This is a genomic window from Pseudomonas fluorescens (genome assembly GCF_902497775.2).
GTDB lineage: Bacteria > Pseudomonadota > Gammaproteobacteria > Pseudomonadales > Pseudomonadaceae > Aquipseudomonas > Aquipseudomonas putida_F.
Window position 1 is genome coordinate 353,371 of sequence record NZ_OZ024668.1, and the last position, 20,431, is coordinate 373,801.

The 20,431-nt window shown below is 63.0% G+C and carries 18 protein-coding genes; 11 read left to right on the top strand and 7 right to left on the bottom strand.

Annotated features, from left to right (window positions below; translation table 11 throughout):
* Nucleotides 1–152: 152 nt before the first annotated feature.
* Together F8N82_RS01775 and F8N82_RS01780 are read left to right on the top strand one after the other, a co-directional pair.
* Nucleotides 153–1,271: a PAAR domain-containing protein gene (locus F8N82_RS01775; RefSeq protein WP_318196206.1), complete on the top strand. Its 1,119-nt coding sequence runs from the start codon at nucleotides 153–155 to the stop codon at nucleotides 1,269–1,271.
* Between the two features lie 296 nt (nucleotides 1,272–1,567).
* A complete protein-coding gene (locus F8N82_RS01780) occupies nucleotides 1,568–2,032 on the top strand; it encodes a hypothetical protein (RefSeq protein WP_038998769.1) in 465 nt (154 codons plus the stop codon).
* Here F8N82_RS01780 and F8N82_RS01785 read toward each other — a convergent pair.
* The 4 genes from F8N82_RS01785 to F8N82_RS01800 all read right to left on the bottom strand — a co-directional run bounded on the left by F8N82_RS01785 (nucleotide 2,025) and on the right by F8N82_RS01800 (nucleotide 6,452).
* Nucleotides 2,025–2,429 (bottom strand): HPF/RaiA family ribosome-associated protein, encoded by a 405-nt coding sequence (locus F8N82_RS01785; protein WP_038998770.1) that lies wholly within the window; start codon nucleotides 2,427–2,429, stop codon nucleotides 2,025–2,027. The two genes, F8N82_RS01780 and F8N82_RS01785, sit on opposite strands and share 8 nt — an antisense overlap.
* A 178-nt stretch (nucleotides 2,430–2,607) precedes the next feature.
* The gene (gene fecA / locus F8N82_RS01790; RefSeq protein WP_038998771.1) at nucleotides 2,608–4,938 is read right to left on the bottom strand and encodes a TonB-dependent Fe(3+) dicitrate receptor FecA; all 2,331 of its coding nucleotides are present in this window, start codon (nucleotides 4,936–4,938) and stop codon (nucleotides 2,608–2,610) included.
* Nucleotides 4,939–5,028: 90 nt separating this feature from the next.
* Nucleotides 5,029–5,898, bottom strand: coding sequence for a FecR domain-containing protein (locus tag F8N82_RS01795; protein WP_235376899.1), 870 nt, complete (start codon nucleotides 5,896–5,898; stop codon nucleotides 5,029–5,031).
* A 59-nt stretch (nucleotides 5,899–5,957) separates the two neighbouring features.
* Nucleotides 5,958–6,452: a sigma-70 family RNA polymerase sigma factor gene (locus F8N82_RS01800; RefSeq protein WP_038998774.1), complete on the bottom strand. Its 495-nt coding sequence runs from the start codon at nucleotides 6,450–6,452 to the stop codon at nucleotides 5,958–5,960.
* Between the two features lie 219 nt (nucleotides 6,453–6,671).
* Between F8N82_RS01800 and F8N82_RS01805 the strand changes: the two genes are divergently transcribed.
* The 7 genes from F8N82_RS01805 (at nucleotide 6,672) to F8N82_RS01835 (ending at nucleotide 14,982) form a co-directional block, all read left to right on the top strand.
* Entirely contained in the window at nucleotides 6,672–8,639 is a 1,968-nt protein-coding gene (locus tag F8N82_RS01805) for a ligand-gated channel protein (RefSeq protein WP_038998775.1), read from the top strand.
* A 75-nt stretch (nucleotides 8,640–8,714) separates the two neighbouring features.
* Nucleotides 8,715–9,020, top strand: coding sequence for a DUF3649 domain-containing protein (locus tag F8N82_RS01810; RefSeq protein WP_038998776.1), 306 nt, complete (start codon nucleotides 8,715–8,717; stop codon nucleotides 9,018–9,020).
* Complete coding sequence (locus tag F8N82_RS01815; protein ID WP_038998777.1) at nucleotides 9,017–10,591, top strand: PepSY-associated TM helix domain-containing protein; 1,575 nt, start codon at nucleotides 9,017–9,019, stop codon at nucleotides 10,589–10,591. The genes F8N82_RS01810 and F8N82_RS01815 overlap by 4 nt, the downstream gene beginning before the upstream one ends.
* On the top strand, nucleotides 10,591–10,917 hold the full coding sequence (locus F8N82_RS01820) for a DUF3325 domain-containing protein (protein ID WP_038998778.1): 327 nt from the start codon (nucleotides 10,591–10,593) through the stop codon (nucleotides 10,915–10,917). Before F8N82_RS01815 ends, F8N82_RS01820 begins: the two co-directional genes overlap by 1 nt.
* A gap of 1 nt (nucleotide 10,918) precedes the next feature.
* Entirely contained in the window at nucleotides 10,919–11,503 is a 585-nt protein-coding gene (locus tag F8N82_RS01825; RefSeq protein ID WP_052251630.1) for an RNA polymerase sigma factor, read from the top strand.
* Nucleotides 11,500–12,474 carry a FecR family protein gene (locus F8N82_RS01830; RefSeq protein ID WP_038998779.1) on the top strand — a complete coding sequence of 325 codons (975 nt, stop codon included), beginning with the start codon at nucleotides 11,500–11,502 and terminating at the stop codon, nucleotides 12,472–12,474. The genes F8N82_RS01825 and F8N82_RS01830 overlap by 4 nt, the downstream gene beginning before the upstream one ends.
* A gap of 105 nt (nucleotides 12,475–12,579) precedes the next feature.
* Nucleotides 12,580–14,982 carry a TonB-dependent siderophore receptor gene (locus F8N82_RS01835; RefSeq protein ID WP_038998780.1) on the top strand — a complete coding sequence of 801 codons (2,403 nt, stop codon included), beginning with the start codon at nucleotides 12,580–12,582 and terminating at the stop codon, nucleotides 14,980–14,982.
* A gap of 61 nt (nucleotides 14,983–15,043) precedes the next feature.
* On the opposite strand, the gene F8N82_RS01840 is transcribed toward F8N82_RS01835, so the two are convergent.
* The 3 genes from F8N82_RS01840 to F8N82_RS01850 all read right to left on the bottom strand — a co-directional run bounded on the left by F8N82_RS01840 (nucleotide 15,044) and on the right by F8N82_RS01850 (nucleotide 18,842).
* Nucleotides 15,044–15,478, bottom strand: coding sequence for an outer membrane protein assembly factor BamE (locus F8N82_RS01840; RefSeq protein WP_038998781.1), 435 nt, complete (start codon nucleotides 15,476–15,478; stop codon nucleotides 15,044–15,046).
* A gap of 74 nt (nucleotides 15,479–15,552) precedes the next feature.
* On the bottom strand, nucleotides 15,553–17,637 hold the full coding sequence (locus F8N82_RS01845) for a YadA family autotransporter adhesin (RefSeq protein WP_080764835.1): 2,085 nt from the start codon (nucleotides 17,635–17,637) through the stop codon (nucleotides 15,553–15,555).
* Nucleotides 17,638–17,966: 329 nt separating this feature from the next.
* Entirely contained in the window at nucleotides 17,967–18,842 is an 876-nt protein-coding gene (locus F8N82_RS01850) for an AraC family transcriptional regulator (protein ID WP_038993867.1), read from the bottom strand.
* A gap of 137 nt (nucleotides 18,843–18,979) precedes the next feature.
* On the opposite strand from F8N82_RS01850, the gene F8N82_RS01855 reads away from it, so the two are divergent.
* Together F8N82_RS01855 and F8N82_RS01860 are read left to right on the top strand one after the other, a co-directional pair.
* Nucleotides 18,980–19,882: a DMT family transporter gene (locus tag F8N82_RS01855; protein WP_038993868.1), complete on the top strand. Its 903-nt coding sequence runs from the start codon at nucleotides 18,980–18,982 to the stop codon at nucleotides 19,880–19,882.
* A gap of 166 nt (nucleotides 19,883–20,048) precedes the next feature.
* The gene (locus F8N82_RS01860; protein ID WP_141231050.1) at nucleotides 20,049–20,429 is read left to right on the top strand and encodes a hypothetical protein; all 381 of its coding nucleotides are present in this window, start codon (nucleotides 20,049–20,051) and stop codon (nucleotides 20,427–20,429) included.
* The last annotated feature ends 2 nt before the right edge of the window (nucleotides 20,430–20,431 follow it).

Below are 20,431 nucleotides of genomic sequence, written 5' to 3' on the forward strand. Positions count from 1 at the left end.
CCCGCTCCCACAGATTTTTCCCATATTAATTTTCAAAATCTGACAGCTAAATCCTACGACCGAGTGGGATGTTTCTGAATTGCTTCTGCTGGGGCAGAAGGCCACCTTTGCCGTGCTAGGTTCCGGGCTCCATTTGCCCAAGGAATCTGCACATGGTCTATCGCCTGAACCTCAGTGGTCGCGGCGCCGGGCAGCATGGCGACCCGACCACCAGCGGGGCGACCTGCCTCAGCAGCCAGTCCAGTCACCTGCAGAACGGGGTGGGCAATCTGCGCCTGGGCGATGCCACCACGCCGTGTCCGCCATGCGGCCAGGCCGGCAAGATTGCCGAAGGGTATGACGGCTGGACCATTAACGGGCTGCCGATTGCCGTTGACGGTGCGCAGATTGACTGCGGCTGCCCGGCCGGGAGCAATCGGCTGGTGGCACCTTCGGAGGGTGTGAGCAGCAGAGCGGTGCCGGCATCGGGCGGATTTGCCGAGCCGGCTCGCCAGGCCTTCAGCCCGCCTGCGTCGACACCCAGATCCGCCCCCGTCGCCACGGCTAACCCCGCTTCGGCCATGTCCGGCGCGCCGGGCACGCTGGAGCCGGGCTTCCATGTAGTGCCACGCAGCATGTCGGGTCAGCAGGTGCTGGCGCACCTTGGCGGCGAAAGCCGCTACCTGAGCGCCCGGCTGCAGCGGCTCACCCCTACCTTCGCCGAAGGTTTCAAGGCCGGTGAACTGTTCGTCATCGGCGATCCCGACAATGGCACCAGTTGCACACGCGAGGAAGCCCAACTGATGGCTGCTGCCGCCCAGGTGCGCGAGGCACTGGCGCCGCTGGACGAAGAAGAAGCCAACTTCATGGTCCGCTACCAGGGCGAGATCGCCGGCTTGTTCAGCAGTGCCAGCCAGTCGATGGGCGTCGGCAAGGACATGCTCGGTCATGGCTTACGCCAGGTTGAAGCCAGCTTGCGCGCGCTTGAGCAGCTGCATCAGCGTTCGTTCAGTACCTACGGGCATCTGAACAGCCCGCAGTTTTTCGCCTCTCGCCAACAGCTATACCGCCAGCTGGATGCCCAGTTGAAGACGGCGTTTCTCAACAAGCCGTTGAACCAGGGCAGTTACGACAGCCTGCGTCGAGACCTCGGCATCTCGACCAAAAGCCTGGTTCACCACTGGAGCCGTGCCGGTGCGCCGGGTGAGATCCCCGGTTATGCCACGCACCTGGAACAGGTATCCAGGACAGCGAAATACCTTAAACACGGGGGGATGTCGGCATTGCACTAGGTGGTGGCGCGTCCGTTCTCAAAGTGCAGGAAGTGTGTAGAGCGGGGGAGACGGAGGAATGTAAAAAGATTCGATTTACTGAGGCGGGGAGTTTTTCTGGGGGCTGGCGGGTGGTGCCGCTGGTGCTTATTGGGGAGGAAGACAGCTGTAGCAGTGTGTGGCGTCGCCGCTGCGGCTGCCGGCGGGATTGGTCTGGCGGTATGTGGGATCGTCCTAGTGGAGGGGGATCACTTGCAGGGGGAGCGGCGGCGGATCATTTGGAGAATGGCTAGGAGACAAGATTTATGAGGTGAAACATGATTGATATCAACACTTGGCCGCCTAGCGTTGCGATCGCTTTCGGTTTTGCGCCCTTTGTGATCAGCTTATCTGGCGTAGCCATGGAAACCTACATCGCCCGAAGCCGTGACTTCGACCTCATCATTGCCAGCCTTCCAAACAGCCTCTGGCTCAAGCAGCAGATACCGTTTTGGGGGACCACAAGGTTGAAATCACGCTGCTATCTGCTCAGCACGATTTGCGGTGCAATGCTTTATCCAAAGCTTTGCATCCGCCTGGGAATGATGGATGCAGAGGACTTGCGCACCTTTTCAGCCGCGGCTTCGCCGACGCTTGTTGATTGCTTCCTGGCTGATCATCATTGGTTCAGCCTGGCTGTTTATCGGTGTCGGCCTGATCAAGCTTTCAAAAACCTGAGCATAAAAAAGCGAGCCCCATGGGCTCGCCTTTTTTACCGTCTGCGTTGCTGCTTGTTCAGTTGATGCGAGCTTGCTCGTTCTCGAGAAACTCTTCCTGCAACAGCCCGTCATTCTGGGCGCCGTCAGCGCTTTGCTGGGTGACTGCGCGTTTGCTGCGCAGTTTGCCGTAGAAGTGTTCCAGGGCGTGGTTCAGTTTGATTGCGGCGCCTTCGACAGCCTGGTCGAGGGATGCGGATTTGTGGCTTACGGAAATCGGTTGATGGCCTTTTGGGCGTGCCTCCATCTGGCAGCGTTTGTCGTGCGGACCTGGCTTGTCGCCATTCTCGTCGCGCAGGTGGACCTCGATGCGGGTGAGGTCTTCGTCAAATCGTTCGAGCGTGCTTTCTACCGTGCTGCGGACCCACTCTTCCAGCCGGATGTTGCCTTGAATATGGTTGTCGCTATTGACTTGGATTTGCATAGTTCAATCCCTTATTCAGCTAGCTCGCAAGAGAATCGATGGGGCCTTTGCGGCCTGTGAGAACCATCGCCTCTTGACTACAAGGTCAGGCACTTGGCCGAACAATTCAAGCCCTTTTGAAATAAAAATATCTTGTAGCAAAAAGCCCGGCGGCGGCCGGGCTTTTGCATGCGCTGGATCAGAACGCGACGGAGGTCTGCAGGTATACCGTACGGGGTTCACCCACGTACTTGCCCTTGTTGTTGTCGTCGAACGAGCGGGTGTAGTACTGGTGATTGAAGATATTCTTCACCCCCACGGCGACGTTGAGGTTCGCCAGTTGCGGGCCGAACTCATAGGCCGCGCGGCTGCTGAACAGCATGTAGCCGGGGATGCGTCCGGTGCTGCCGTCGGCGCTTTCGGCCGAGGTGTTGGCGTTGTCGGCGAACTGGTCGCTCTGGTAGGTGCTGTCGAGGTTGAGCTTCCATTGGCCCTCGGTGTAGCCAATGCCGAGGGTGCCTTTGTGGCGCGACGAGAAGGGTACACGATTGCCCTTGTTCGGCCCATCTTCGCGGATTTTCGCATCGACAAAGGCGTAGGTGGCGTACACGTCGAAACCTGCCAGCGCCGGGTTCAGGCCTTCGAGGGCGTACTTGACGCTGGTCTCGATGCCCTGGTGGCGGGTTTCGCCGCGGGCGATTACCGAATCGTTGGTCTGGTTGCTTTCGTACTGGTTGTCGAAGTTGATCAAAAAGGCGCCGATTTCGGCCTGCAGGTTGCCGTTGTCATAGCGGGTACCCAGCTCCCAGGTACGGGCTTTTTCCGGTTTCACTTCGCCGCTGCTGACCCGGTTGGGCATCTGGCTGTATTGCACGCTGCCGAACGAGCCTTCGGTGTTGGCGTACAGGTTCCAGCTGTCAGTCAGGTGATACATGACGTTGAGCGCCGGCAGGACGGTGTTGTAGTCGCCCTGGTAGCGCTGGCCGTTGAGCTTGTTGGACTGCGCGCAGTCGATCATTTCGTAGCGGATACCCGGGGTGATGGTCCACTGGCCGATGTCGATGCGGTCATCGAGGAAAATCGCGTGGGCTTCGGTGCTGCCACGGGTGTCGCGGTCGTTGCGGCTGACGGTGGTCGGCAGCTGGTTGGCGGCGATCGGTTCGCGGTAGCGCAGTTCATGGCCGGCTTCGTTGATGTAACGGTAGCCGACGCCCACTTCATGCCAGCTCTCGCCGAGGGCAAAGCCTTGGGAGAAACGCGTTTCGATGCCGCGTACCCAGTACTCGCGCGGTGACAGCGAGACGAAGCTGCCCTGGTCCAGGTAGCCGCTGCGCAGGGTCTTGGTGAAGAAGCTGTTGACGCTGAACTGGCGGGCGTCTTCCTTGTAGTCGTAGCCGAAGTTGAACATCGTCCGGCGGCCCCAGAACTTGTCCTTCAGGCGGGTCGACTGGTACGGGTCGGCATCGTAGTCGGCAACGCTCAGGCCGCCGGGCATCTGCGCTTCGCCTTCGTAGTACTGGGCCATGGCGTGCAGGCTGTTGGCTTCGTCGAGCTGGTATTTGCCCTTGAGGATCAGGTCGTCGATCTGCGTATCGCTGTGCTCGCGCCAGTCGCCGCCGCGGCTGCCGGAGTAGAGCAGGGCGCCGCCCAGGCCGTTGGCGTTGGTGCCGCCAGCGAGCAGGTTGGCGCTGGTCTTGAAGCCATCATGGCTGGACGACGGGCTGGTCTGGGTCTGCAAACCGGCTTTCACCGTCGGCTCGTCGGGAATCGCCCGGGTCACGAAGTTGACGATGCCGCCGACGTTCTGCGGGCCATAGCGCACCGCACCGCCGCCGCGCACCACGTCCACGGCGTCCATGTTGCCCATGCTGAGCGGGGCGAACGACAGCTGCGGCTGGCCATAGGGCGCGAAAGGCACCGGGATGCCGTCCATCAGCACCGTCGAGCGCGAGGCCAGGCGTGGGTTGAGCCCGCGAATACCGAAGTTCAGCGCCATGTCGTGGCTGCCGGTGCCGTTGTTTTCCGGGGCGTTGACCCCGGGGATGCGGTTGAGCACTTCGCGCGCGGTGGTGGCGCCGCTGCGTTCGAATTCTTCGCGGCGGATCACATCGCGGGCGCCGGCATGTTCGAAGACGTTGTCCTGTTGCGCTGCGCCCAGCCAGTCGCCGACCACGGTAGAGGCGCCGAGCTCGACCGGCGCACTGGCTGCGGCGAGCGGTTGCAGGCTGAAGGCGTTGTCACCTTCGGCACGGGCTTGCAGGCCAGTGCCTTGCAACAACGCATCGAGGCCCTGCTGCGGGCTGTACTGGCCTTGCAGGCCGGGGCTGTGCACGCCACTGGTGAGCTGCGAGCCAAACGAGATCAGCACACCGCTTTCCCGGCCGAACTGGTTCAGGGCGTTTTCCAGCGTGGTCGGGGCGATCTGATAAGTGCGCGCCGGGGCCTCTGCTGCCTGGGCGGCAACGGCGCTGAAACTCAGGCTGGCACCCAGCAGCAGGGCCTGGGCAAGTGGACTCGGTCGAAGGGGCATGCAGGAGGTCCTTGAGAAGGTCGAAGCAAAGGGTTCTGCCTTCTCTGTCACGCGAGAATTGAAAACGGCTCAGGTCAGTGGGAAAAACTTTCAGGCGCGCGCTTCGACCGTCACCCAGTAGCGGGTAAAACGCCGCACGCGCACCGGTAACGCCACCTCGAGCAGGTCGAGAATGCGCTCGCTGTCGGCCACTGGATAACTGCCGGAGATCAGCAAGTTGGCCACCTCTGGCGCGCAGTTGAGCTGGCCGCGGCGGTAGCGGCCGAGCTCGTCGAGAAACGCCCCAAGGGGCATGTGCGCAGCCACCAGCATGCCGTCGACCCAGGCTCCGGCATTGCTGTCCAGGGCCTGGCTGGCCTGCCATTGCGGGCCGTTGAAACGCGCTTGCTGACCGCCACCCAGGCGATTGCCGGCCAGGCTGGCGCTGCCTTCGAATACCGCCAACTGGCTGTACCCGGCAAACTGACGCAAGTTGTAGCGGCCATTGCTCAGGTTCAGCAGGCCGTGGTCGCTGCGCAGTTGCAACGGTCGTGTATCGCCGGCCACGGTCAGTTGCAGTTCACCTTCCAGCAGGCGCACCAGGCGCTGGCTGGTATCGAAACGCACATCGGCGGCGCTGCGGGTGTTCAGTTGCAGCAGGCTGCCGTCGTCCAGCGCCAGGCGCCGGCGCTCACCGACCGGGCTACGGTAATCGGCGAGCAATGTCGGCAACCGGTTGTGCTGCTGCAAGGCCAGGCCGCTGGCGCTGCCGACCCCGAGGATCAACAGGGTTTTCAGCGCCCGACGGCGGCTGGCCGAGCGGGGCGCCTGCAAGGCGGCGTGGGCCAGGGGTGACGACAGCCCGCGCAGACGCTGGTTGACCCGCTGAATATGCTCCCAGGCGCGCCGGTGGTTGTCGTCGGCCTGCAACCATTGCTGCATGGCCTGTTGCTGACGCGCATCGAGGGCGCCGCCCTGCATCTCGATCAGCCAGTGCACGGCCTGTTCGGCCACCTGCGGGGAAAATTCCTGGTGGCTGTTCACAGGGCGAAGTAACAGCGCATGGCCGCCTTGTTCAGGTGGCGCTTGACCGTGGCCAGGGAGATACCCAGTTGCGCAGCGATCTCGCTGTAGCTCAGGCCATCGACTTGGGCCATCAGGAAGGCGCGCTTGACCGCCAATGGCAGGCCGTCGAGCAGGCGGTCGAGCTCCAGCAGGGTTTCGAAAATGATTGCCCGGTGTTCTTCCGACGGCGCCAGTGCTTCGGGCAATTGCGCCAGCGCCTGGAGGTAGGCGCGCTCCAGGTCCTGGCGGCGGTAGTGATTGCACAACACCCGCTTGGCCACGGTGGTGAGGAACGCCCGCGGCTCGTTCAGCAGCGGCGTTTCGCGAGCCTGGAGCAGGCGCGTGAAGGTGTCCTGGGCCAGGTCCGCAGCGCTGTCGGGGCAGCCCAGACGCCGGCGCAACCAGCCGGTCAGCCAGTTGTGATGGTCGAGGTAGAGGCCTTCGAGCGAGGAAGAGGAAGCGCTGGGCACCGTGAACACTCCGGCGCCGGGATGCGCAACAGAATAAGAATTGTTCGCATTGTAGTAAAAGGTGCCACTACTCGGCAATCCGCACCTGACTGACGGGCGTAGCAGAGGATCGGGAAAATGTAAAAAACGTAAATACGCTTTACTCTCATTTGAGAATAACTAGCATTCGCTCCCTTGATGAATTTACGCAACCTTTACATTTCTCAGGGAGAGGTCCTCGTGTCCCCGACTTTCAGCAAATCCTGCCTCGCGCTCACCCTCTGCTCGCTGTATACCGCGCACGCCAGCGCCCAGACTCAGCCGCTGGAGCTGGACAACATGGTGGTGACCGCGTCGGGTTTCTCCCAGCAGATCAAGGATGCACCGGCATCGATTTCGGTCATTACCCGCGAGCAGATCGAGAACAAGTCCTACCGTGACGTTACCGATGCCCTGCGCGATGTGCCGGGCGTGGTGGTCACCGGCGGCGCCAGCTCCAGCGACATCAGCATTCGCGGCATGGCCTCCAAGTACACCCTGATGCTGGTCGACGGCAAACGCCAGGACTCGCGGGCTACCCGCCCGAACAGTGACGGCGCCGGTATCGAGCAGGGCTGGATGCCGCCGCTGGAAGCCATCGAGCGTATCGAAGTGGTGCGCGGGCCGATGTCGTCGCTGTATGGCTCCGACGCCATGGGCGGGGTGATCAACATCATCACCCGCAAGGTCACCCCCCAGTGGTACGGCGGCATCCGCACCGAAGCGACCTTCCAGGATCGTTCCGACTCCGGTAACTACAACAGCACCAACGCCTTCATTTCCGGGCCGCTGGTCGACAACCTGGTCGGCCTGCAGCTGTACGGCCAGCGTTCGCGCCGTGACGAAGACCACATCGTCAACGGCTTCAACGAGCAGAGCACCGACAGTGCCACGGCCAAGTTGTCGTTCACCCCGGATGAACATAACGACATCACCCTGGAAGCGGGCAAGTCCGAGCAGGAGCGCAACTCGCACAAAGGCCGTTCGGCGAGCCGATCCGACAGCCGCAACGACTACGACCGCACCAACTTCTCCATCACCCACTCCGGGCGCTGGGACAGCCTCACCAGCGAAAGCTACCTGCAGCGCGAGAAAATCGAGAACCCCGGCCGGCGCATGGAGCTGGAAAACACCGTGCTCAACTCGCAGGTGTCGTTCTTCAGCGATTCGCACATCACCACGTTCGGTGGCCAGTACAAATACGAAGACCTCAGCGACGAGGGCAACCAATTGGCCTCGGCGGCCAGCGTCAACCAGCTGACCCGCTGGTCGTGGGCACTGTTTGCCGAAGACGAGTGGCGCCTGACCGAAGCCTTCGCCCTGACCGGCGGCCTGCGCATGGACCGCGACGAGAACTACGGCACCCACTGGTCGCCACGCCTGTACGGGGTTTATCACCCGACCGAGCAGTGGACCATCAAGGGCGGTGTATCCAGCGGTTATCGCTCACCGGACATCCGCGCCGCCGTGGATGACTGGGGCCAGATCACCGGTGGCGGTGGCGACCCGGCAATCATCGTCGGCAACTCCAGCCTCAAGCCGGAAAAGAGCCTGAGCCAGGAAATCGGCTTCATCTGGGACAACCTCGAAGGTTTCTCCACCGGCTTGACCCTGTTCAACACTGACTTCAAGGACAAGATCACCGAGACCCGCCGCTGCACCGACAGCACCGGCAATGCCTCGGGCCAGTGCCAGATCGGCGGCACCTCGTACAAGTTCATCAGTGACCGGGTCAACGTTGACGAAGCACAGATGCGCGGCGTTGAAGCGACCCTGGACTGGGACATCACCCAGACCGTCTCGCTGGCCACCAACTACACCTTCACCGCCTCAGAGCAGAAGAGCGGCCCGCAGAAGGGCAAGGCCCTGAACCAGATGCCACGGCACATGTTCAACGCCACCCTCGACTGGCAGGCCACCGACCAGCTGGGCACCTGGGCGCGCCTGAACTACCGCGGCAAAACCTCGGACTACCTGGGCCGCAGCACCATGTCCGACGGCACGCCGTCGTACACCTTCGTCGACTTCGGCGGCACCTACCGGGTGACCAAGAACGTCAAGCTGCTGGCCGGTGTGTACAACGTCTTCAACAAGGAAGTGGACTACGACAACTACCAGACCGTACTGGATGGCCGCCGTTACACCATGGGCGTCGACCTGTCGTTCTGATCCGTCTGGCTGGCGGCTTTGCTTATGAGAATATAAATCATTATTATTGTGCGCTTCTCGTAATGGATGGATGCCATGAAAAGCAAAGCCGCCGGGCTGCCCATCAGCTATCGCCTGGCCGTGACCTCCCGCAGCCTGGCTGCCGTGTTCGGTGGCTACCTGCTGGCAGCCATGGCCAGCGTTTGCATCACTATGCTGTTGCCGGTGCCCCGTGCCGAGGCAGTGATCAGCGGCATGATGCTGTCGTTCCTGTTCTACCTGGTGGCCTTTCTCTGGTGCTTCGCCTGTCGTAGCGCCAGGCAGGCCTGGCTGGGGGTACTGGTGCCGAGCCTGGTGCTGGCAATGATCAGCGGTCTGGCCTACTGGATGAAAAACCCATGAAAGAAGGCTTTCGCCAGGCCATGGCCTGGCTGCATACCTGGACCGGGCTGATCTTCGGCTGGTTGCTGTTTGCGATTTTCCTGACCGGGACAATGTCCTATTTCAAGGAAGAGATCAGCCACTGGACCCAGCCGGAAGTCCCCCGCCGAGCGCTGGACCCGGCCGCGAGCCTGGATCTGGCCCAGCGCTATCTGCAGGAGCATGCGCCGACGGCGGGCAGCTGGTTCATTCAGTTGCCCAATGCCCGCGAGCCGGCCCTGAGCGTCGGTTGGCCCAAGCCTGGAGGCGGGCGCCGCGACTTCAACGAGAAAACCCTCGACCCTGCCACCGGCGCCGAACTGCAGGCGCGCGAGACCCGGGGCGGCAATTTTTTCTACCGTTTCCATTTCCAGCTGGAGATGCCTCACCCCTGGGGCCGCTGGCTGTCGACCTTTGCCGCGTTCATCATGCTCCTGGGGCTGGTGACGGGGATCATTACCCACAAGAAGATCTTCAAGGAGTTCTTCACCTTCCGCCCGGGCAAGGGCCAGCGTTCCTGGCTCGATGGGCATAACGCCATTGGCGTGCTGGTGCTGCCGTTTCACCTGATGATCAGCTACAGCAGCCTGGTGATTTTCATGGCCATGGTCATGCCGGCCAGCATCATTGCCAGCTATGGCGACAATACCCGTGGTTTTTTCAACGACCTGTTCGGCGGGCAGAGCCAGGTCAAGGTCGCCGGCACCCCGGCGCCGTTGCTGCCTTTGCCGGAGTTGTACGCCAAGGTCCAGGCCCAGGCGCCGGGAGCGAACCTTGCGTGGGTCGAGGTACAGAACCCCGGCGACCAGAACGCCCGGGTGCGTTTCGTGCGCCATGCCGGTGATCGCATTGCGCACCAGCGCGGCGGTGGCTGGCTGTTCGACGGGGTCAACGGCACGCTGGCGGGCGGCAGCCAGATCGAAGCCACGCCGATGCTGATTTCCGGTGGCATGTACGGCCTGCACATGGGCGTCTTCGCCGGGCCCTGGTTGCGCTGGCTGTACTTCTTCTTCGGCCTGGCCGGCACGGCGGTGATCGGTACGGGCCTGGTGATGTGGCTGGGCAAGCGTCAGCTCAAGCATGCCAAGAGCGGCACCCAGCCGTTCGAGCTGCGCCTGGTCGAGGTGCTGAACATTGCCAGCATGAGCGGCTTGCTGCTCGGCGTGGCGGCGTTCTTCTGGGCCAACCGCCTGCTGCCGATCGGTCTTGAGGGGCGTGCCGACTGGGAGATCAACAGTTTCTTCCTGCTCTGGGCGTTGTCGCTGCTGCACGCCATGTTGCGCCCGGGCCGCCGTGCCTGGGCCGAGCAACTGGGCCTGGGGGCGTTGCTGTGGGCGGCCCTGCCGCTGCTCAACGGCCTGACCACCGGCCAGGGCCTGAACCACTCGATCGCCGTCGGCGACTGGGCCATGGCTGGTTTCGACCTCACCGCGTTGGTCAGCGGCCTGTTCCTGGCCTGGGCTGCCGGCAAAATGTGGCGGGCACCGGTGGTGGTGGCCAAGCGTGCGCCCAAGGCTGCGCCCGGCAAGCTGATCGAAAGCGAGGTGAACTGATGCTGGCCATTGCCCTGTTTGCTTTTGCCGGCTTTGCCGCCCTGTGCCTGGCCATGGAGAAACATTACAAGGACCTGCTCGGGCATAAGCCGAGCAGCGCGCGGCTCAAGGCCTTGCGGGTTGCTGGCTGGGTGCTGCTGGCTCTGGCGTTGCTGCTGGCCGTGCGCCACAGTGGCTGGGCCATGGGCCTGGTCGAGCTGTTCGCGGTGATGATGGCCGGGGTCACCCTCTGGGTGTTCCTCCTGCCTTACCAGCCGCGCCTGCTGCTGGGCTTGGCGGCGGCCAGCGTGGTGCTGGCACCGTTGACTGCCCTGGCCTCGCTGTAAGTTGGTCAACGAGCCGCTCGATCTGCCTGGCGAAGGTGCCAATGACGCCGACGGCGCCAGCGGGCGCGCGCGTTTTGTGCAGGTATTTCTCGCCCAGCGGGCGCAGATGGAGGCCCTGGTCAGCCGGCGTATCGGCTGCCGGGCCACGGCCTCGGACCTGATCCAGGAGTTGTTCCTGCGCTTCTGGCGGCGCCCACAGGTCAAGGTCGAGGCGCTCGATACCTACTTGCTGCGCTGCGCCGGTAATATCGCCATCGATCACCTGCGCAGCGAAGGCGCCCGCGAGCGGGTCAACGACAGCCTGCAGTTGCAGGTGGCCGACGAGCATGTCAGCGCACCGCAAGTGGCCCTGGAGGTGAACAGCGACCTGCAGCGCATCGAAGCGGCGCTGCGCGAACTGCCCGAGCGTACCCGGCAGATCTTTCTGCTCAACCGCATCCATGGGCGCAAGTACGCCGAGATTGCCAAGGCCATGGGCCTGTCCCAGAGTGCGGTGGAAAAACATATGATGCGCGCCCTGGAGGCGTGCAAGGCGAGTGTTGCGCTGCCGCCAGCCAGCATGCGCAAGCCAGGGAAAGCACCATGACTGACATCACCGCCGCGCAGCATCAAGCCGCACTGGGCTGGCTGAGCCGGATCAACGAGCAACCGCAACTGGCCGAGCGTGCCGAGTTCAAGCGCTGGCTGCTTGCCCACCCGGCCCATGGCCGCGCCTATGCCCAGGCCCAGGCGTTGTGGCGCGTGAGCGAAGCGCCGGCGAGCCTGTTGGCGGCCGAGGATGACCAGGCCCTGCAAGGTTATTTGCGCGCCATGCAGCAACCGGCAGTGGGGCGTACCTGGCGCCGTATCGCCACTTTCGCCGCAGCCGCCTGCCTGGTGCTGGCCCTGGGCACTGCGGCGGGCTGGCATCCGGCCTACTGGCTGGATGATCTGCAAGCCGATTACGTCACGGCGCCGGGGCAGGTCGAGGAGGTGGTGCTGGCCGACAACTCGCACATGACCCTGGATGCCGGCAGCGCCGTGTCGGTGAGTTTCAGCGAGGGTCAGCGCCAGGTCACGATCCGCCGCGGCGCGGCGTTCTTTCATGTCACCCACACTGGCGAGCCGTTCGTGGTCGAGGCGGCCAAAGGCGAGACGCGGGTACTCGGCACGCGCTTCGAGGTGCGCAAGCACAATGGCGGCGCGCGGGTTACCGTGCTCGATGGCCGGGTGGCGGTGACGGCCGAGCCCGGGCGCTTGCAGCAACAGCTGGGCGGCGGTCAGCAGGTGGCCTACCGCGACGGCACCGCCAGCGCCGTCGAAACGGTGGACAGCGAGTCGCGCCTGGCCTGGCGCCAGGGCTGGCTCAATTACTATCAAGTGCCGCTGAGCACAGTGATCGACGACCTGGCGCGCTACTACCCGGGGCGCATCATCCTGCTCGACAGTGCCCTGGGCAAACGCAAGGTCAGCGGTAGCTTCCCGGCCAACCAGCCGCTGGCGGCGCTGGATTCGCTCGGTGCGGTGCTGGGTTTCAAGCGCAATACCTTGCTGGAGCGGGTCACCCTGATCCGCTGAAAAATATTTTCAGAAAACTGATGAGGTAAGTTCGCACGACAACCGTGTAGTGAGTGAAAGTGCGATTCATTCGCATAAACGTCACTCCTTCACAGGTTACCGGTCATGAAGTTCACCCTCTCGCCAGCGCGTAGCTTTTCAATTTGGCTCAGTGTCTCGGCGCTGGCTGCGGCTAGCGCGTTACCCCTGGGCGCCGCTGCCGCGCAGCAGGTCTACGTGTTTGCCCAGCCGAGCAAGCCGCTGGTGCAGGCGCTCAATGACTTCAGCCGGCTGACCGGGCAAAGCGTGATCTACACCAGCGACCTGCCGGCGCTCAACGCCCCGCCCCTGCAGGGCAGCCTCAGTGCCGAGCAGGCCCTGCAGCAACTGCTGGGCAACTCCGGTTTCGCCTTTCGCCGCGTCGATACCCGCACCCTGACCCTCGAACCGCTGGATGCCGGTGCCGCGCTCAAGCTCGACGCGACCACGGTGAACTCGCAAGCCGATACCGACTACAGCTACCAGCCGCCACCAAACAGCTCGGTGATGCGCAGCCAGGCCTCGATCATGGAGACGCCCCAGGCCATCAACGTAGTGCCGGCCCAGGTGCTCAAGGACCAGGCCCCGCGCAACCTCGACGATGCCCTGGCCAATGTCAGCGGGGTGACCCAGGGCAACAACTTTGGCGGCACCCAGGACACGGTAATGAAGCGCGGCTTTGGCGATAACCGCGACGGCTCGATCATGCGCGATGGCATGCCGATCGTGCAGGGCCGCAGCCTCAATGCCACCACTGAGCGGGTCGAAGTGCTCAAGGGCCCGGCCTCATTGCTGTATGGCATCCAGGACCCGGGCGGGGTGATCAACGTGGTCAGCAAGCGTCCACAACTGCAGCGCTACAACGCCCTGAACCTGCGCGGCTCCAGCTATGGCAGCGGCAAGAACGGCAGCGGCGGCGGCCTGGACAGCACCGGCGCCTTGGGCCAGAGCAACTTCGCCTATCGTCTGGTGCTCGACCATGAAGACGAAGACTACTGGCGCAACTTCGGTACCCACCGCGAATCGCTGGTGGCGCCGTCGCTGGCCTGGTTCGGCGAAGACACCCAGGTGCTGCTGGCCTACGAGCACCGCGAGTTTCTCTATCCGTTCGACCGCGGCACGGCCATCGACCCGCGCACCAACCACCCACTGGACATCCCCAGCACCCGGCGCCTGGACGAGCCGTTCAACGACATGCAAGGGCGCTCGGACCTCTACCGCCTGGAGGTCGATCATCAGCTTGCGGACGACTGGAAAGCCCATTTCGGCTTGAGCTACAACCGCGAAACCTACGACGCCAGCCAGGTGCGAGTGACCGCCGTCAACGCCGCTCGCGGTACCCTGACCCGGAGCATGGACGGCACTCATGGCGCCATCAGCAGCGACCGTTTCGCTACTGTCAGCCTTGAGGGCAAGGTGCAACTGGCGGGCATGCAGCATGACCTGCTGTTCGGCCTGGATAACGAGTACCGCAAGGTTTACCGCGCTGATCTGATCCGCCAGAGCAGCCTGAGCACCTTCAGTTACCTGAACCCGGTGTATGGCCGCGAAGTCGAGGGCACCAGCGTGCGCGACAGCGACAGTGCGCAGACCGACAAGCTGCGCAGCGACTCGCTGTTCTTCCAGGATTCGATCCACCTCGACGCGCACTGGATTCTGGTCGCCGGTGCGCGCTACCAGATGTACGACCAGATCGCCGGGCGCGGGCGTCCGTTCAAGGCCAACACCAACAACAACGGCCAGGCCTGGGTGCCGCGTGTGGGCCTGGTGTACAAGCTCGATGAGCAACTGTCGTTCTATGGCAGCTACACCGAGTCATTCAAGCCCAACTCCAGCATCGCCCCGCTGACCGGCGGCCTGGTGCTGGATTCGGGGGTTGAGCCGGAGGAAGGCAAGTCCTGGGAACTGGGCGCCAAGCTCGACATGCCGGGGGCGCTGACCGGTACCCTGGCGCTGTTCGATATCCGCAAGCGCAACGTGCTGGTGGCCAATTTCGACTCGGTAACCGGCGACACCCTCTACAGCAACGCCGGCGAAGTGCGCTCGCGGGGCCTTGAGCTGGACCTGACCGGGCAATTGAGCGAGCGTTGGAGCCTGATCGGCAACTATGCCTTCACCGATGCCGACGTCACCCAGGACCCTACGCTCGAAGGCAATCGCCTGCAGAACGTGGCGCGCCACAGCGGCTCGCTGTCGGCGGTGTATGACGCCGGCAGCCTGTTCGGTGGTGACCGCCTGCGCCTGGGCGCCGGGGCGCGCTATGTCGGGGAGCGGGCGGGCAACGCCGAGAATGATTTCGAGCTGCCGGGCTACACCGTCGCCGATGCCTTCGCCAGCTACGAAACCCGCCTGGATGAGCACAAGGTGCGCTTGCAGTTGAACGTGAAGAACCTGTTCGATCGCACCTATTACAGCTCAGCGGTGAACCGCAACTTTGTCGCGGTGGGCGATGCGCGTCAGGTCAGCCTGTCCAGCACCCTGGAGTTCTAGCCGCTGCGTCACGCCTCGAACTTCGTTCACGGTTGTGGCGCTGGCCAGGGGTGTAACCCGGTTACCCGTGCTTGAGTTGCTCGGCGCATTGCGCGGGCAGCCAGAAAACATCCTGGGTCTTCATGTTCCGGTCGAACAGGATCTTGTATTGGCAGGTTTTATATTCAGTGCCGTTACCGCTAGGCAGCTTGAGGACATAGTCCCATTCGCGTACGGCCACTTGCCCCTCGGCGAAATGCGGGCGCCCCAACAGCGCGTAGACCTGAGGTTTACTTAGCCCGGGGGTCATGCGGCGAAGATTATCCAGGTCAGGGAGGCTGCCTTCCGGCTGCCAGTGGTTGTCCTCGACGGAGGGCCAGACCGGCTCGGTATGGGCTTGCAAATGCCCGTCATCGGTTATCTGGCTTAGTCGGGATGTACCGCAAGCCGCCAGCACGGCGCCGATAGCTAGTAAGGCAGCCCAGCGGGCAGCAGGCAAAATCGAACTTTTGTTCATGTCGAAATCCGTTGGAATCAGAGTGATTGATTGACCCGTGGCAGTTGCCCTGGAGCGGGCAACTGCCTTGCCGTTTACCAGTGAAAGCCCGCGCCAACGCCAACGCCCATCTGTCCGCGGGTATCGGCGGAACCATTGGCTTTGAACACCCACTTGCCGTTGTCGGACAGTGTCGACAGGCCTACGGCCATCGAGGCCTCGCCACCGGTCGTGGCCATGCCGCTAGCCAGCATGCTTCTGCCGGGCAGGTAGGCTTGGGGCATGCTGGCCATGGCCATGGCACCGGCGGCGGCGCCCATTGCATCCTTGCGCAGGTTGTTGACGTCCGAACGGATCTGGTCGAACTGGCCTTGTGTGCCGCCCCTGATTGCCGAGTGCAGCTGATCCAGGTTGACCGCATCAGTGCCCTGGATGCCTGGCGCGACGTTGTGCACAGTGACAGGGCCGCTGTTTCTGCCGGACAAGGTGACGTCATTGGAGGGCACATCGGGGGTCGCTACGCCGTGCGCATCCGAGTACTGAACCGGTGCGCGGGTTTGCAGCGTGTCGATGGCTTCGCCGACATTGCTGGTGTTGTTGCCATACACGGTGTAGGTCGGGTTGCTGACCTTTCCGGTGTTCGAATCATAGCGCGAGCCTGCTCCCAGAGTGTTGGCGACGCTATTGCCCTGATTGTGGAGCTGCTGTCGGGTCTGGTGCAACTGGCCGCCATTGACCGCGTCTTTGCTGTCGCGCGCCACTACGCCATCCTGCACGTTGTGCAGGCTCACGGGTTGGCCGGGGGCGTTGCCGACCAGGGTCACGTCCTGGGTGGGGGTGATACCGTTGACCGAACCGGCGTTTGAGCTTCCACCCGCGCTGCCCGATCCGGGGGCATAGGGGGTTGCCTGGGTAGGTGTTTGCGGGTTGCTGTACTGCACGGGGTTTTTATCGCGTAGGTCGGTGATCCGGGTGTCGAGGCTGGTCAGTGTGGTATTCACTGCCTTGAACGCGTCGCCGACATTGTTGTAGCTGGAGCCCTGGATGAGGTAGCTCGGTGCAGACATATTGCCGGTGAAGGGGTTGTACACGGCACCTGCGCCGAAGTAATTGGCGATGTCACCGCCGAGGCTGTTCAAACGACTGCCCACCAGGTTGACCGCCTGATGGGTAGCGAACAGCTGACTGCCGTTAATGGCATCGGTGCTGGTGCTGGTGACGCGTCCGGCCGCGACATTGCTGATCTGGCGCTCACCACCCAGGACGCCGACACTGACCACACTGGCGGGCGTGCTGCCGGCATAGATATAGGCGTTACCGTCGATCACCGCGCCGGTTGTTGGCTGTGCGGCGGCGCTCTGGCTGCCGGCACCTAGAGCCACATCATTGCGATTGATCGCGCTTGCACGGTTACCCAAGGCAATAGCGTCGGAGGCCGTGGCGCTGGCGTCGGTGCCGATGGCCACCGTGTCGTTGGCGCTGATCTTCGAGCCTGATGTTCTGCCGATGGCAATGTTGTTGTCGCCACTTACGTTGTTGCCGGCGGAGAATCCTGCGGCGAAGTTGGAGCTGCCGTTCACCTGTTTTCCGGCGTGTGCGCCTGTCGCGGTATTGCTGTCGCCGGTTACGTTCCAGCCGGAGAAAGCCCCGTTGGCGCTGTTGAAGCTGCCGTTGACCCGATTGCTTGCGTTGTTGCCGGCGCCGGAGTTGAAATTGCCGGTAATGTTCTGTCCGGCGTTTGCACCCAAGCCGCTATTCCCCGTTCCGTTGACGGCGCGACCGGCATTGATGCCGAATCCGGCGTTGCCACCGCCCTTGACGCCATTTCCGGAATCGTTACCGGCGTAGGTGTTGTTGTCACCTACCACGTTACTGCCCGCGTTGCGCCCAACAGCGCTGTTGAAAGAGCCTTCGACATTGACCCCTGCATTCGATCCGACAGTGGTGTTGTGCTTGCCGGTCACCTTGGCTCCGGCATTGAAACCGTAGGCCGAGTTTCCCGAGTTGCTGGTGATTTCGGGGTCTACGGCGCCGGCGCCATAGGTGTTGTCGGTGCCAAACCCTGAGACTGAGTCCGCTTGAGCCAGTGGCGAAAGTACTGCCAGCAATGAAAGATAAAGGCTTGATCGCTGCAGGGAGTGTCGCTGTCGCAGGTGGCTGGGAGTCTGTACGTTGCTCATGGTGCTGTCCTGGTTTTAGGGGCCGCTTAAGCAGGCCGCTGGAATTGTCCTGATGAATATGTGGTTTTTGTTAGGCACGAATTTCTCTGAATTCTTGTTAATTCCCCAATAACCAAACAGCGAAGCTCCGCTGTTATTTCACCCCGTTCAGCACACGTTTTCGGCTTAGGAAGATGAAGGAGGCGAAGCTTACGGTGTGCAGACGTATTCACTAATTCGATTGTTTTGATCGAGATTATGAATAAATTCAATGGGCAGACGGCGGCCGGGCGTGCAGAGGCAGCACCAGGGAGCGGGCATCCGGGTGAGAGCTTGTCAGGCGGGAGGTATCAGCTTTTGAGCGCGGTTCGGTAGGCGCCCGGCGTTGCCCCCAGGGCCTGGCGGAAGCGGTTGCTGAAATGGCTGGCGCTGGCAAAGCCGCACAGCAGCGCTACTTCGCCCAGCGGCAGTTGGCCATGGCGCAGCAGTTGCCGCGCTTTGGCCAGGCGCCGGGCCAGCAGGTACTGGTGCGGCGGCAGGCCGAAGCTTTCGCGAAACATCCGTGCGAAGTGGTACTCGGAGAGGTTGCACAGCGCTGCCAGCTCGCCAAGGCTCAGGGGCTGGTCCAGATGGCTTTCGACATACTCGCTCAGTTGCCGGCGCTGGTGCGCGGCCAGCCCGCCCTTAAGGCGCAGGCCCTGGCGCAGGCCAACCTGGCTGAGCAGGGCGTGGTCGAGAATCTCGTGGGCCAGGCTGCTGGTCAGCAGGCGCTCGGCGGGCTCGTCCCAGTCCAGGGCGATCAGCTGACGAAAGCGTCGGGCCTGCTCGGGATCGTCGAGAAAGGTCGCTTCCTGCAGTTGCAGTTCACGCGGTTCGCGGTCGAGCAGGCTGACGCAGCCGAGGGCGAACTGTTCCTCGCTGATGTACAGGTGCGCCAGGCGGATCGAGCCGTTGACCACCCAGTGCGAGGCGGAACCGGCGGGCATGATGCACAGCTTGTCGGGCGAGCCGGTGTGGCCGGGCCGGTCGCGGCGGAAGGTGCCCGTGCCGTCGGCGATGTAGCAGGACAGGGTGTGATGGCTGGGCGCTTCGTAGTCGCGGGCGTCGTGGCGGTTGTTCCACAGGGCTGCAGCCAGGCCGTCACCCAGGTGCGCGCTGTGTTCCAGGCGGGCATGGGGTGAGTCGTGCATGGCTTTGAAGACTTGCAGCTGGTCCAACGGCGTCATGGTTCCTACCTCTGTTGGCCATCCTACTCCGCCAGGTGCGGGCTGACAGCTGCTGGCCGCGCAAAAGCGCAAGAATGTGCAAGTGCCGTTGCCGGGGGCGGCTGCACACTGGTGGCCTGGAATTGAGGAGTGCCGCCATGAACCTGTCGTTATACCTGCTCACTGTGCTGATCTGGGGCACCACCTGGATTGCCCTGAAGCTGCAACTGGGGGTGGTCGCCATTGCGGTGTCGATCGTCTACCGCTTTGCCCTGGCCGCGCTGGTGCTGTTTGCCATCCTGTTGCTCAGCCGTCGCCTGCAACCGATGAACCGCCGCGGCCACCTGATTTGCCTGGCCCAGGGGTTGTGCCTGTTCTGCGTCAACTTCATGTGTTTTCTGACCGCCAGCCAGTGGATCCCCAGCGGCCTGATCGCCGTGGTGTTCTCTACCGCGACCTTGTGGAACGCGCTGAATGCGCGGGTGTTCTTTGGCCAGAAGGTGGCCGCCAATGTACTGGCCGGTGGCGCCCTCGGCCTGGCCGGGCTGGGGCTGTTGTTCTGGCCCGAGTTGTCCGGGCATGCCGCCAGCCGCGAAACCATTGTCGGCCTGGGCCTGGCGCTGCTGGGAACCCTGTGTTTTTCGGCCGGCAACATGCTCTCCAGCCTGCAGCAGAAGGCCGGCCTGCGGCCGCTGACCACGAATGCCTGGGGCATGCTCTATGGCGCGAGCATACTTGGCCTGTATTGCCTGGTCAGCGGTATTCCGTTCGCCATGGAATGGAACACCCGCTACATCGGCTCGCTGTTGTACCTGGTGATCCCGGGCTCGGTGATCGGCTTTACCGCCTACCTGACCCTGGTCGGGCGCATGGGCCCGGAGCGGGCCGCGTACTGCACGGTGTTGTTCCCGCTGGTGGCGCTGAACGTCTCGGCGTTCTACGAAGGCTATCAGTGGACGGCGCCAGCGTTGGCGGGCCTGGTGCTGGTGATGCTGGGCAATGTGCTGGTGTTTCGCAAACCCCGGCCCAAGGTGGTCGAACCGGTGGTGGCCTTGAGGTAGCCATCGCGGGTCAAGCCCGCTCCCACAGGTTCAGCGCAATACCAGTGGCAGCGGGCTTGACCCTTGATGAGGCCTGTACGGCGGTACCTGATAAAAATGCCAGGTTTCAAAGGCGCTCCAAAGGCGTAACTTGCAGAACACATGCGCAGCGTTCGGGGCAAAGGTCATGGAAGTGATGATTGGCAAGTCCGATAAACCGGTGGTCGCGCCGCCCATTCCCAAAGACGCAGTCTGGACCATCAGCCTTTCCCTGGTGGGGGAGGAGGGGCTGACGCTCAGTGGTTACTCCTTGCCGGGCCTACAGGGCTCTCTGGGGGCAACCTTGCTGCTTGGCTGGATTGGCTTTCCACCGACAGGGGCGCCGGAATCCTATGGGGACTCTCACCAGATCGAACGCTGGGAAGACTATCGCGGGCATGACTTCGTACTGCCCAGGCGCTATCTGCAAAGCGCGCTGGGCGGTACCGGTGTGCTGTTTTTCGATCTGACGGTGCTCAACCTGCCGTCGCAGATCTCACCCCTGGTAACGGTAAAGGTTGTTGACTAGCG